Annotated in this window: 14 protein-coding genes; 5 read left to right on the forward strand and 9 right to left on the reverse strand. The window is 62.7% G+C overall.

Going from position 1 to position 11721, the window contains the following annotated elements:
• Positions 1-125: 125 nt before the first annotated feature.
• The 8 genes from arsC to EN991_RS08420 form a co-directional block, all read right to left on the reverse strand.
• Positions 126-548 (reverse strand): arsenate reductase (glutaredoxin), encoded by a 423-nt coding sequence (gene arsC, locus EN991_RS08385; protein WP_127368564.1) that lies wholly within the window; start codon positions 546-548, stop codon positions 126-128.
• On the reverse strand, positions 545-1609 hold the full coding sequence (gene arsB, locus EN991_RS08390; RefSeq protein WP_164753639.1) for an ACR3 family arsenite efflux transporter: 1065 nt from the start codon (positions 1607-1609) through the stop codon (positions 545-547). The genes arsC and arsB overlap by 4 nt, the downstream gene beginning before the upstream one ends.
• 92 nt (positions 1610-1701) lie before the next feature.
• A complete protein-coding gene (locus tag EN991_RS08395; protein ID WP_013530549.1) occupies positions 1702-2034 on the reverse strand; it encodes a metalloregulator ArsR/SmtB family transcription factor in 333 nt (110 codons plus the stop codon).
• 72 nt (positions 2035-2106) lie between these two features.
• On the reverse strand, positions 2107-2805 hold the full coding sequence (locus EN991_RS08400; RefSeq protein ID WP_127368566.1) for an RES family NAD+ phosphorylase: 699 nt from the start codon (positions 2803-2805) through the stop codon (positions 2107-2109).
• Complete coding sequence (locus EN991_RS08405; RefSeq protein WP_013530547.1) at positions 2799-3221, reverse strand: MbcA/ParS/Xre antitoxin family protein; 423 nt, start codon at positions 3219-3221, stop codon at positions 2799-2801. Before EN991_RS08405 ends, EN991_RS08400 begins: the two co-directional genes overlap by 7 nt.
• A gap of 143 nt (positions 3222-3364) precedes the next feature.
• Positions 3365-4798: an aldehyde dehydrogenase family protein gene (locus EN991_RS08410; protein WP_127368567.1), complete on the reverse strand. Its 1434-nt coding sequence runs from the start codon at positions 4796-4798 to the stop codon at positions 3365-3367.
• 160 nt (positions 4799-4958) lie between these two features.
• Positions 4959-5342 carry an ACT domain-containing protein gene (locus EN991_RS08415; protein WP_063172670.1) on the reverse strand — a complete coding sequence of 128 codons (384 nt, stop codon included), beginning with the start codon at positions 5340-5342 and terminating at the stop codon, positions 4959-4961.
• A 15-nt stretch (positions 5343-5357) separates the two neighbouring features.
• On the reverse strand, positions 5358-5837 hold the full coding sequence (locus EN991_RS08420; protein ID WP_024501788.1) for a GNAT family N-acetyltransferase: 480 nt from the start codon (positions 5835-5837) through the stop codon (positions 5358-5360).
• A 317-nt stretch (positions 5838-6154) separates the two neighbouring features.
• Between EN991_RS08420 and EN991_RS08425 the strand changes: the two genes are divergently transcribed.
• Positions 6155-6745, forward strand: a complete 591-nt coding sequence (locus EN991_RS08425; protein ID WP_127368568.1) for a cation diffusion facilitator family transporter — start codon at positions 6155-6157, stop codon at positions 6743-6745.
• 391 nt (positions 6746-7136) lie between these two features.
• Here EN991_RS08425 and EN991_RS08435 read toward each other — a convergent pair whose 3' ends face one another.
• The gene (locus EN991_RS08435) at positions 7137-7532 is read right to left on the reverse strand and encodes a cupin domain-containing protein (protein ID WP_127368569.1); all 396 of its coding nucleotides are present in this window, start codon (positions 7530-7532) and stop codon (positions 7137-7139) included.
• Positions 7533-7683: 151 nt separating this feature from the next.
• Between EN991_RS08435 and EN991_RS08440 the strand changes: the two genes are divergently transcribed.
• From EN991_RS08440 to EN991_RS08455, 4 genes are all read left to right on the forward strand, one after another.
• Positions 7684-8583 carry a LysR family transcriptional regulator gene (locus EN991_RS08440; protein ID WP_127368570.1) on the forward strand — a complete coding sequence of 300 codons (900 nt, stop codon included), beginning with the start codon at positions 7684-7686 and terminating at the stop codon, positions 8581-8583.
• Positions 8584-8704: 121 nt separating this feature from the next.
• Complete coding sequence (locus EN991_RS08445) at positions 8705-10150, forward strand: PAS domain S-box protein (protein WP_013530540.1); 1446 nt, start codon at positions 8705-8707, stop codon at positions 10148-10150.
• 109 nt (positions 10151-10259) lie between these two features.
• Complete coding sequence (locus EN991_RS08450) at positions 10260-10637, forward strand: ester cyclase (protein ID WP_024501791.1); 378 nt, start codon at positions 10260-10262, stop codon at positions 10635-10637.
• Positions 10638-10778: 141 nt separating this feature from the next.
• A partial coding sequence (locus EN991_RS08455; RefSeq protein WP_164768920.1) for a YeiH family protein occupies positions 10779-11721 on the forward strand: 943 nt, incomplete at its 3' end.

An 11721-nucleotide genomic window follows, 5' to 3' on the forward strand; every position in this document is an offset into this window, starting at 1 on the left:
GAGCTGAAGCCGCGTCGGATTGCCGAGCGCTTCAAGCTGCGCGGCTGCTTTTTCGAGTTTCATGGAAATAAGCTACGCGGCACTTTTCGCGCCGTCAACCCAATTTCAAAAATATGGAAATAGCATCAGCCGGCGCGCTTGCCCGAGGCGTAAATGACCACCTCGCCATCCTCCTTGGTGAACGTGCCGATGTCCGGATTGGGCAGAATGTCCAGCACCTTTTCCGACGGCCGCGCCAGCACGACGCCGAGCGGACTGACCACGATCGGCCGGTTGATCAGGATCGGATGTGCCAGCATGAAATCGAGGATCTGCTGGTCGGACCATTTCGGGTCGGCAAGGCCGAGTTCGGCATAGGGTGTGCCCTTCTCGCGCAGCAGGTCGCGCGGTGTGATGCCCATCGCCGCGATCAGGTCGACCAACCTTTCGCGCGATGGCGGCGTCTTCAGATATTCGATCACCTCCGGCTCCTCACCCGACTGGCGGATCATGGCCAACGTGTTGCGCGACGTGCCGCAACTGGGATTGTGGTAGATGGTGATGGTCATTTCGGGGTCCTCTCAGCCGACATGGTATTCCGGACGGCGCCGCCCATCTCGTACCAGCCCTTGCTGCGGTTCACGATCCACACCACCGACAGCATGACCGGAACCTCGATGAGCACCCCGACCACAGTGGCAAGGGCCGCGCCAGAATTCAGCCCGAACAGCGCGATCGCGGCGGCCACCGCCAGCTCGAAGAAGTTCGACGCGCCGATCAGCGCCGATGGTCCAGCCACGCAGTGCCGTTCGCCGCTGAGGCGGTTGAGCAGATAGGCAAGACCGGAGTTGAAGTAGACCTGGATCAGGATCGGCACTGCCAGCAGCACGATCACCAACGGCTGCGCAATGATCTGCTCGCCCTGGAAGCCGAACAGCAGCACCAACGTCGCCAGCAAGGCAACCAGCGACAGAGGCTGCAGCGTGGCAAGCAGGGCCTCAAGCCCGGCCTGTCCCCTCGCTGCCAGCAGCCGGCCACGAACCAACTGCGCGACGATCACCGGCGCGACGATGTAGAGTGCGACCGACAGCATCAGCGTGCCCCATGGCACGGTGATCGCCGACAGGCCGAGCAGCAGGCCGACGATTGGCGCGAAAGCAACGATCATGATAGCGTCGTTGAGCGCCACCTGCGACAGCGTGAAATTCGGCTCGCCGCGCGTCAGGTTCGACCAGACGAAAACCATCGCCGTGCAGGGCGCCGCGGCAAGGATGATCAGCCCGGCAATGTAGGAATCGATCCGCACGGCGGGCAGCCACGGCCGGAACAACCAGCCGATGAACAGCCAGCCCAGCAGCGCCATCGAGAACGGCTTCACCGCCCAGTTGATGAACAGCGTCACGCCGATGCCGCGCCAATAGGTGCCGACCTTGGCCAGCGAGGCGAAATCGACGCGCAAGAGCATCGGCACGATCATCAGCCAGATCAGCACGGCGACAGGAATGTTGACCCTGGCGATCTCGGCCGACGCGATGGCGCCGAACACGCCCGGCAGCAGATGGCCAAGCGCGATGCCCGCGACGATGCACAGTGCCACCCACACCGTCAGATATTTCTCGACGAAGCCGATGCCGGGCCGCACCGCCTCAGCTGTGTTCAGAGCATGATCGGTCATGATGGCTTCCTTGTTCGAACGGCGCGCGGCGGACAGTCACAAGCCCCTCAGCAGTCACAGGTCACGGCATTGATGACCGGGCGGCAGAGCTCCGGCGCGCCATTGCAGCAATCTTCCATCAGATAGGCCAGCAGGTCGCGCAAGCCGGTCATGTCGGCGACATAGCGCACGGTCCTTCCGTCGCGTTCGGGACGGATCAGCCCGGCATGGGCGAGCACCTTCAGATGCGCCGACATGGTGTTCTGGACCGTGTCCAGCCTCGTTGCGATCTCGCCGGCTGGAATGCCTTCCGGGCCGGCACGCACGAGCAGCCGGAAGACATCCAGCCGCGTCTCCTGGCCAAGTGCGGCCAGCGCGTTCAAAGTACCCTTCCTATTCATATATCCGAATCCTTGGATTTATGGATTCGTGAATACCGACTCCCCCACGATCCGTAAAGGGTCCGCCCACCATCACGTGACGGCCAGCACCTTTCCCGTATCGTGCTGGCGCACGAAGTCCACCCGGGCACCATCCCAGTGGTAGCTGTAGTGGCGGCCCTGCACTGGAACGGCAATGACGTCGGGCCAGAAGATGCCGATGCAGCCGCCGCCCGGCATGCGCACGCTGTTCCACACCAGCCCGTCGCTGCCTGCTGCCCGCAGCGCCCGCCCTTCCGCCTGCGAGGCGGAATAGTCGTCCGGGTCGAGCACGCCGGGCACGGCGTTGACGTCATCGAGATCGCGGTCGACGTTGCCGATCAGCACGCGGAAATCCGCCGTCCAGCCCGGCCCTTCGTCTGTGGCGCGCATGAATTTCTGATGGTGGTGGATGGTCTCGGCAAGCGCGACGTCCTCGCTGTCGCCGGCATAATAGATCCCGTAGCTGCCATCCGAGAAGCGGCCTGGTCTGAGCGTCGAGCAATGCACGAAGGGCGCCATCACGAAACTGGCGCCGGGGCCGGAAACCCGCCTTGCGGCCGAAACCTTGCCGAGATCGCCAATCTCGAACCTTATGCGTGGGTTTGTCTTCGCCGCGACGGCGGCCAGCGCCTCCCAGTCGCGCGGGTCGGCAATGTCTTCGAACAGGTCGATCGGTGGGTGGATGGAACGGATGATGCGGAAGGTCTGGTGCCAGTCGACGCGGCGACGGACCGCAAGCCCACTCACCATGCACCACGCTCCGCATCGAGCCATTCGCGCATCGCCGAGAGATCGGAGATTTCGCCGCGCAGCATCAGGTCGAGCGCCGACTGGCCGCCAAAGGTGGCATTGGGCTTGCGGATCCAGGCATAGCCGCGCGCCGGTTCCGTGAAGAGGTAGCGCAGGCCCTTGTGTATGCCCATCAGATGCGCCATGCGGGTGCGCAGGTCGCGGTCGATCCTGCCGATGCCACCTTCCTTCGCCCCAGTCTTCCAGCGTGCCCAGGTGCGCGCCGACATACCGCCAAGCAGGATGCAGGCCTCCAGGTCGGTGAGGTTCCAGGCCTTGAACAGATTGACCGTGGTGCGCGCCAGCGCGCCCGCTTCTTCATCCGAGATAGCGGCTCCGAACGTGGCCGGCGTGGTGACGATGGATTGAAGCTGCATTGCGTTCACCTTGCTGATTGGCAGATATATAGCATGTATTTGCCAATTGGCAAGAATGCGGAGATGGCAAGGCTTGGCTGCAAAATGAAAAGGCGCGGCCACACCGCAGGCCGCGCCCTTTATTGCATCACACTGTACGGTGCCTACTCAGCCGCCTCATATCCCGCGATGCCCTTGATCTCGAGGAAATCCTCAAGTCCGTATTCGGCATATTCGCGGCCATTGCCCGACTGCTTGTAGCCGCCGAACGGCAGGCCGGCGTCCCACTGGGGATAGTTGATGTAGACATTGCCGGTGCGCATGCGCGCCGCGACTTCGCGCGCCTTCTTCATGTCCTTGGCCTGGATGTAGGAGGCGAGGCCATAGACGGTGTCGTTGGCGGTCTCGACCACCTCGTCGACGCTGTCATAGGGCATGATCGCCAGTACCGGCCCAAAGATCTCCTCGCGCGCGATGCGCATGTCGTGGGTAACGTCGGCGAACACTGTCGGCCTGACATAGTAGCCGCGGTTGAGTTCGGCCGGACGGCCGGGGCCGCCGGCGACCAACGTCGCACCCTCGTCGATGCCGGCCTGGATCAGGTCCTGGATCTTGTCGAACTGAACCTGGCTGACGACCGGGCCGAGCTTGGTGCCGGCAGCGTCGGCCGGACCGACGGTGAATTTTTCCGCCGCAACCTTGGCATAGCGGGCCGCCTCGTCATGGCGCTCGCGCGGCACGAACATGCGCGTTGGCGCGTTGCAGGACTGGCCGCTGTTGCTGAAGCAACCGGCCACGCCCTTGCTGACCGCGCTTGCGAGGTCGACGTCGGGGAACAGAATGTTGGCCGACTTGCCACCAAGCTCCTGATGCACGCGCTTGACCGTGTCGGCGGCGGCCTTGGCCACCAGGATGCCGGCGCGGGTCGAACCGGTGAACGACATCATGTCGATGTCAGGATGGCTGGACAACGCCTGGCCGACGCCCGGTCCGTCGCCATTGACGAGGTTGAAGACGCCCTTCGGCACGCCGGCCTCGTCGAGGATCTCGGCGAAGATGATGGCGTCGAGCGGCGCGATCTCGGATGGCTTGAGCACCATGGTGCAGCCGGCGGCGAGCGCCGGACCCACCTTGCAGGTGATCTGGTTGAGCGGCCAGTTCCACGGCGTGATCAGCCCGACGACACCGATCGGCTCCTTGACCACGAGATGATTGCCCTTCACGTGGCGGAATTCGAAAGCCTTCAGCGTCTCGGCCATTTTGGTCAGATGCGCCAGCCCAATGCCGACCTGGCTGTCCAACGCCATCTGGCGCGGCGCGCCCATCTCGCGCGACACGGCAACCGCAAGATCGCTACTGCGCTTCTTGTAGACCGCGATGATGCGATTCAACAGGTCGAGCCGCTCGCTAACTTCGGTGAAACCAAAGCCGTTGAAGGCGCGCTTGGCGGCAGCCACCGCCTTGTCGACATCGGCCCTGGAGCCGAGCGAAATCTGCGCAAAAGCGTCCTCATTCGAGGGATCGATGACGTCCAATGGGTTGGGCACAACAGGATCGACCCACGCGCCATCGATGTAGAACTGCAGATTGTGTGACATGGTTTTCTCCTTGGCCGCATGGTCGCGCCGGGCCGTCATATCTGGCTGGAGATAACGATGCACAAACGCCGCTGTCAAACACAACCCCCGAAGTGGTTGAGCCAGTGCGGCAGTGATTGAGCCAGAGCGGTTGGGCAGCAACCGGCTTGGTGAGGATGGACTACAGCAAGGTATGCCCGGCCTCGACCAGAAACCGCCTCGCCGCGGCCTGATCCGTGGCTTTCACCAGGAGATGGTCGCCATCGAAAGTGGACACCACGAAGATGCCCAACCCGTTTTCCGACAACGGCCTGATGACCGACAGCACGATACCGGTTTCGTCGAAGGCGAACGGGCCCAGGAGCTTGAAGGCCACCCAGTCGATATCCTGCTTGACGGCATGCGGCACGCGGTCCTGCAGGCAAACGATCGAAAGCTCGTCGTCGGTCCTTGTGATGCTGACGAAGCCTGGTCCGTCCGCCCAACCGGGAATGGTTTCGCCCGCCGCCAGCCGGGAAACCGCGTAAGACCCCGGGAGTTGCTTAAGCCTGACCTTGGCAGCCATTATCGAAATCCTTCCTCAGATCGCCGGTGATCCCGCTAGCCTCTTGCTCATATAGACCGTCATGCCGCCCATGAACGGCTCGTCCCGATCCACGATATAGCCCTGCCTCTTGTAGAGCGATACGTTCGCCTCGAACGCGCCATTGGTCAGCAGGCGAAGCTCGTCGCGGCCCGACTCGATCGCCTTGCGCTCGGCCCACTCCAGCAACAGCCGGCCAATCCCCCTGCCCTGCGCATCCGGTGCGACACAGACATTCTCGATCCACAGGTGATCCTCGGCCAGCATGGTTTCAATCATTCCCACGATCCGATCATCCTCGACGGCGAGATCGAACGGATGCTCGGCAACAGCCTTCTCGTAGTCGGCGCGCATCGGCAGAGGCTCGCGGCCGATCACCGCTACCCATTTGGCATAGGCGGCGCGCACGATATCCCGGATCGCGGCGGCGTCAGCGGGCGCGGCCGGCCGAAGCCGGATGGAAGAATTGTTGGTCATCAAACTGCTCCAGACATGAAAAATCCCGCCGGCGGTTTCGCGGGCGGGGCTGGAAACGAAAGAACCGGGTCTATCCTGCCGGTCTTTGTCGTCGCGCAGTCAGCTTGCCGCTCCGCACTGTGCAGGGCGACGTCGCTTGGTGTTGGCAGGCGCGAAAACGAACATGGCGCCAAGTTGGAACAGGAAGCGCGGCGATGTCAAGGCGACCGCTCGATCGACAGTGTCTCGCATCGGCGACAAGGTTCTGGTCCTCGCGCCCGCAGGGCATAGAATCGCTATATGCTTTGTGCCAACGGCAGCTGATCGATGGGCAAACTATGACCGGGACGCTGAACAAAGCGGTGCGGATGGTGGCCATCCTGAACCTGGCCTATTTCGGGATCGAATTTGCCGTAGCCGTTTGGATCGGATCGGTATCGCTGTTCGCGGACAGCATCGATTTTCTGGAGGACGCATCCGTCAATCTCCTGATCATGGTCGCGTTGGGCTGGACCGTCCGCAATCGAGCGCGGCTCGGAATGGCGCTGGCCGGGATACTTCTGATCCCCGCATTGGCGACCCTTTGGACAGCCTGGGAGAAATTCAACATTCCAATTCCGCCAGCTCCCGTTCCGCTAACGCTCACGGCGGCTGGCGCGATGCTCGTCAACCTGTCGTGCGCGCTCATGCTCGCTCGCTATCGCCATCACAGCGGCAGCCTCACCCGCGCCGCCTTCCTGTCGGCGCGCAACGACGTCCTGGCCAATGTGGCAATCATTGCCGCCGGCCTGGTCACGGCATTTGTGTGGAATTCGGCTTGGCCAGATATTGTCATTGGGCTGGCAATCGCCATCATGAATGCGGATGCTGCCCGCGAGGTTTTCACGGCCGCAAGACGCGAGTTCGCAGAAGGCCAAATTTCAAACTGAAACGCTGCCACCCGATCCGCGCACGATCCCCTCAACTCCTGCGCCGTCGGCCGGAATGGCTACCCGGTCGTCGAGTGCCCTCAGCCTGCGCCTGGCTCTAGCGATCGATCCTTGCTTCCTGTTGCGGAGAATAGCGCGCTCCCTGTACGGCGATCGCCGAGACCGCGTTCTCGATGTCGGCAGTTCGCCGTCAGCGCGACAGTGACCGATCCGATGTTCTCTTCGAGGCGATTGAGCTTGGTGGTGCCGGGGATCGGAACGATCCAGGGCTGTATCTGCCAAGCGCGGGAGCGATATCGGAGAATGGGCTTTTCAGCCTTGGAACATCGGTCATGGTGGTCTCCTTCGTAGAGTTCGGGCGTTGAACTCGGCGCCACGCGCCGATACCTGGTCAAATCCCGTATTGTTCGTCGCTGACATGCTCCAACCAGTCGACGACCTTGCCGTCGAGCGCTTCGGCGATAGCGATGTGGCTCATCGCCGTGGTCGGCGCGGCGCCATGCCAATGCTTCTCTCCGGGCGCGAACCAGACGATGTCGCCGGGCTGGATCGATTCGATCGGGCCGCCCTCGCGCTGCGCCAGGCCGGCGCCCGAGAGGACGATCAGCGTCTGGCCGAGCGGATGCGTGTGCCAGGCGGTGCGCGCGCCGGGCTCGAAAGTCACGGTGGCGCCGCCGACCCGGGCGGGCTCGCTGCCCTTGAACGGCGCGTCGATGCGCACCGCACCGGTGAAATAGTCGGCCGGTCCCTTGGCCGAGGCTTGAGAGCCGTTTCGCGTGATGTCCATGGTTTTGTCCCTTCCTGGCAACAGCCATGACACGACCCGCCCGGCTTTAAAGACGGCCGGAGGTGCCCGGTGTGATAACGCCTATCTAGGGTCTGCGATTGGTGCCGATTAGGTGCTATATCCAGCATGATCTTATGAAGGGGGCTCATGAATGCCACGTGACAACCTGAATGAGCTAACCGCCTTCCTCGCTGTGGCGCGCGAGGAAAGCTTCACCAGGGCGGCGGCCAAGCTCGGGGTTTCCCAATCGGCGCTCAGCCACACGGTGCGGGCGCTGGAGGAGCGGCTGGGTGTACGGCTCCTGACCCGCACCACGCGCAGCGTGTCGCCCACCGAAGCCGGGGAGCGGCTGCTTCGCACCGTCGGGCCGCGGCTGGACGAGATCGAGACCGAGCTCATTGCCTTGAGCGCATTGCGGGAAAAACCCGCCGGCACCATCCGCATCACCGCCGGTGAGCACGCCGCCGATGCGGTCCTGTGGCCGGCGATCGCCCCGCTGCTGCCCGACTATCCCGACATCAAGGTCGAGATCATCGTCGACTATGGACTGACCGACATCGTCGCCGAGCGCTTCGACGCCGGCGTGCGGCTGGGCGAACAGGTGGCGCGCGACATGATCGCGGTGCGCATCGGCCCCGACATGCGCATGGCGGTGGTCGGCTCGCCAGCCTATTTCGCTACCCGACCAAAGCCGCGCACGCCGCAGGACCTGACCACCCACAATTGCATCAATCTGCGGCTGCCCACCTATGGCGGGCTCTATGCCTGGGAGTTCGAGAAGGCCGGACGCGAGCTGAAGGTTCGGGTCGAAGGCCAGCTTGTGTTCAACACGGCCGCTCTGCGCATGAACGCGGTGCTCGCCGGCCTCGGCCTTGCCTATCTGCCTGAGGAGCAGGTGACGGCCCATCTGGCCAACGGCCGGCTGGTGCGTGTGCTCGCCGACTGGTGCGGGCCCTTCCCCGGCTACCATCTCTATTACCCCAGCCGCCGGCAAGCCACACCGGCCTTCTCGCTGCTGGTCGACGCGCTGCGCTACCGGGGCAAGGTGTAAATCGGTGAGCAGCTTCCACCCGGCTTTGACTCGCCGCCGCCTGCGGTGACTATCCCCGGAAATGGTCGCGGAACCATTTCCGCGGCACCGCGTTCACTGCGGTTAACTGGAACTCCTATACGTGGCGCAAGTGACGAAAACCTCGAGCTCGACCTTTGATCTGCCCCACCAAATCCTCGATAATCTTCCCGTAGCAATCTACACCACCGACACCGAAGGCAAGATCACCTATTTCAATCGGGCCGCGGCAGATTTCGCTGGGCGCGAACCCGAGCTCGGAAAAGACCAATGGTGTGTGACGCACAAGCTGTTCACGACCGACGGTGAAGTGTTGCCGCATGACCAATGCCCGATGGCTGTCGCGCTAAAGGAGAACCGGCCGGTCAGAAACCAGTCGGCTATCTCCCAACGCCCGGACGGCACGCGTGTGCCGTTCCTTCCCTATCCCACACCGCTTCATGACGAGCAGGGCAGACTGGTCGGCGCCGTCAATATGCTGTTCGATCTCACTGACCGCCATCATGCCGACGAGGCCAGGCATCATCTGTCAGCCATCGTGGAGTCTTCCTTCGATGCCATCGTCAGCAAGGATTTGAACGGAGTCATCAGGAGCTGGAACTCAGCCGCCCAACGTCTGTTCGGTTACACCGCCGACGAAGCAATCGGAAGGTCGGTAACTATGCTGATACCGGACGACCATTTGGACGAAGAGCCGCGCATATTGGAGCGCATCCGCAAAGGCGAGCAGGTCGAGACCTACGAAACCATCCGCCGCCGCAAGGACGGCAGCCTTGTGCCCGTATCCCTGACAATCTCGCCGGTGCGCAACGCCGTCGGGCAGATCGTCGGCGCCTCGAAGATCGCCCGCGACATATCAGTAGCCAAGGAGAACGAATATCGCATCCGCATGCTGATGCGCGAGGTCAACCACCGGGTGAAGAACCAGTATTCCGTCATCATCTCGATGATCCGGGAGACCAGCAAGCGGTCATCGACGCCGGCCCAGTTCGAACGTCAGGTGCGCGAGCGCATCATGGCGTTGTCGCTCTCGCATGACCTTCTGGTTTCCGGCGACTGGAAGGGCGCCACGATCTTCGAACTGCTGCTTGCGCAGGCCAAACCGTTCGGCAACGAGGAGCGGATCTCAATGTCGGGCCCTTCCCTGACGCTGAGCCCCAATGCCGTCCAGTACCTCGGCATAGCGTTTCATGAACTCGCGACCAATTCCGCTAAATACGGCGTCCTTTCGGCCGCAGAGGGAACGATAACGGTGCAATGGAAGGTAACCGGACTGGTCGGCCAGAAACAGTTCCAGCTGATCTGGAAAGAGAGAGATGGTCCTGAAGTACAGACGATCGGCCATGGTGGTTTCGGCAGCGTGGTGCTGCGGCGCGTCGCTCCAGCCGCGGTGAGCGGCACCGGTGTTCTCGAGCATGATAGCCACGGTGTCACCTGGACGCTGCAAGCACCGTTGACCCAACTTGAGGCTTCGGTTGACAGCGAGCACGTTGATCAGCGTGCATTGGACCAGGTGATGAGCGGACACGAATTCGGAATTGTTCCCTGAACTTGGGCACTGGCAACAGGACTACGGCCCGCTATGTGTTGCTTTTATTGTACGTCCTGGCCTTCAGCCCTGTCGCAATATGGCGGGCATCAGCACCGGAGCCATCGCCGTGACCGTGACCGACCTCTATCGAGGCTACATCGCCTGCCTCAACAATCAGGACTGGCAGAAGCTGCATCGCTTCGTTCATGACGAGGTGCACTACAATGGCGACCGCGTCGGACTGTCGGGTTACCAGGACATGCTGGAGCGCGATTTTCGGGAAATCCCAGACCTCTATTTCGATATCCAGTTGCTGATCGCCGAACCGCCGTTCCTAGCCAGCCGGCTTCAGTTCAACTGCACGCCGAAGGGAACCTTCTTCGGGCTCCCTATAAACGGCAGGAAGGTGTCCTTCAGCGAGAACGTCTTCTATGAATTCCTCGACGACCGGATCAGGAACGTCTGGTCGGTAATCGACAAGGCCGCGATCGAGGCGCAGCTTTAATCCAGGTCGCCCAGAAAGCGACGTCTGCGCGGCAGCGTCCGTGGATCGTTCGTAAAAATCGATCATTCTAACGAAAATAATTCGTTGGAAAGATTGGTTTAGGAATGGCATTCTCCCGGCATACTCGCCTGGAGCATTGCATTGTCTTCCGTTTCCCACTTCGCGAACGATATTCCAAAAAGCGCGTTTCCTGCCGATGTCGCGCAAGGGCGAAAATCCCTTAGCTGGAATGGCAGCGTCCCCGGCATCGTGCTGGTCACGATGATCACTGCCGTCGCCTTCTCGGCGCGCAATGTTTCCGGCTTCGCGCTGTTCAGTCCAATGATCCTCGCCGTCGTCGCCGGCATGATCTACTCCAACGTGCTCGGCACGCCCGTGCACGCCAAAGCCGGTATCGCATTCTCGCAAAAGCGCCTGTTGCGCTTCGCCATCGTGCTGCTCGGCTTCCAGCTGACGCTCGGCCAGGTGGTCTCGATCGGCGCTGGCGGCGTCGGCATTGTCGCGGCGACGCTTGGCGCCACCTTCGTTTTCACCATCACGCTTGGCCGGCTGATCGGCGTCGACGCCAAGCTGGCGCAGTTGATCGCCGCCGGCACCTCGATCTGCGGCGCTTCGGCCATCGTCGCCACCAACATCGTCACCGATGCGCGCGACGAGGACGTCACCTACGCCGTCGCCTCGATCACCTTGTTCGGCACCGTCGCCATGCTCGGCTTCCCGCTCATGGCGCCCATGCTCGGCCTCGACCAGCACGCTTTCGGCCTGTGGGCCGGCGCCTCGATCCACGAGGTGGCGCAAGTCATCGGCGCCGGCTTTCAGAACGGCACCCAGTCCGGCGAGATCGCCACCGTCGCCAAGCTGACCCGCGTTGCCATGCTGGCGCCGATGGTCGTCGCGCTCGGCCTGATGGCGCGCGGCAGGAGCAGCAGTGAGGTGGCGGCGCGGCCGCCCATGCCGTGGTTCGTCGCCGCCTTCGTCGCTGTCGTGGCGTTGAACAGCTTGGTCACGGTGCCCACCGAGGTGAAATCGGCAATGGCGCTCGCCACCACCATCATGCTGACCATGGGCCTGGCCGCCATGGGCC

The sequence above is a fragment of the Mesorhizobium sp. M7A.F.Ca.US.005.03.2.1 genome, from assembly GCF_003997795.1.
In the GTDB taxonomy this organism is placed as follows: domain Bacteria; phylum Pseudomonadota; class Alphaproteobacteria; order Rhizobiales; family Rhizobiaceae; genus Mesorhizobium; species Mesorhizobium ciceri.

Excerpts from the sequence above, each read along its gene's own strand:
- arsC (WP_127368564.1), bottom strand. The coding sequence starts at position 548 with ATGACCATCACCATCTACCACAATCCCAGTTGCGGCACGTCGCGCAAC.
- EN991_RS08395 (WP_013530549.1), bottom strand. The coding sequence starts at position 2,034 with ATGAATAGGAAGGGTACTTTGAACGCGCTGGCCGCACTTGGCCAGGAG.
- EN991_RS08400 (WP_127368566.1), bottom strand. The coding sequence starts at position 2,805 with ATGGTGAGTGGGCTTGCGGTCCGTCGCCGCGTCGACTGGCACCAGACC.
- EN991_RS08405 (WP_013530547.1), bottom strand. The coding sequence starts at position 3,221 with ATGCAGCTTCAATCCATCGTCACCACGCCGGCCACGTTCGGAGCCGCT.
- EN991_RS08410 (WP_127368567.1), bottom strand. The coding sequence starts at position 4,798 with ATGTCACACAATCTGCAGTTCTACATCGATGGCGCGTGGGTCGATCCT.
- EN991_RS08415 (WP_063172670.1), bottom strand. The coding sequence starts at position 5,342 with ATGGCTGCCAAGGTCAGGCTTAAGCAACTCCCGGGGTCTTACGCGGTT.
- EN991_RS08420 (WP_024501788.1), bottom strand. The coding sequence starts at position 5,837 with ATGACCAACAATTCTTCCATCCGGCTTCGGCCGGCCGCGCCCGCTGAC.
- EN991_RS08425 (WP_127368568.1), top strand. The coding sequence starts at position 6,155 with ATGACCGGGACGCTGAACAAAGCGGTGCGGATGGTGGCCATCCTGAAC.
- EN991_RS08435 (WP_127368569.1), bottom strand. The coding sequence starts at position 7,532 with ATGGACATCACGCGAAACGGCTCTCAAGCCTCGGCCAAGGGACCGGCC.
- EN991_RS08440 (WP_127368570.1), top strand. The coding sequence starts at position 7,684 with ATGCCACGTGACAACCTGAATGAGCTAACCGCCTTCCTCGCTGTGGCG.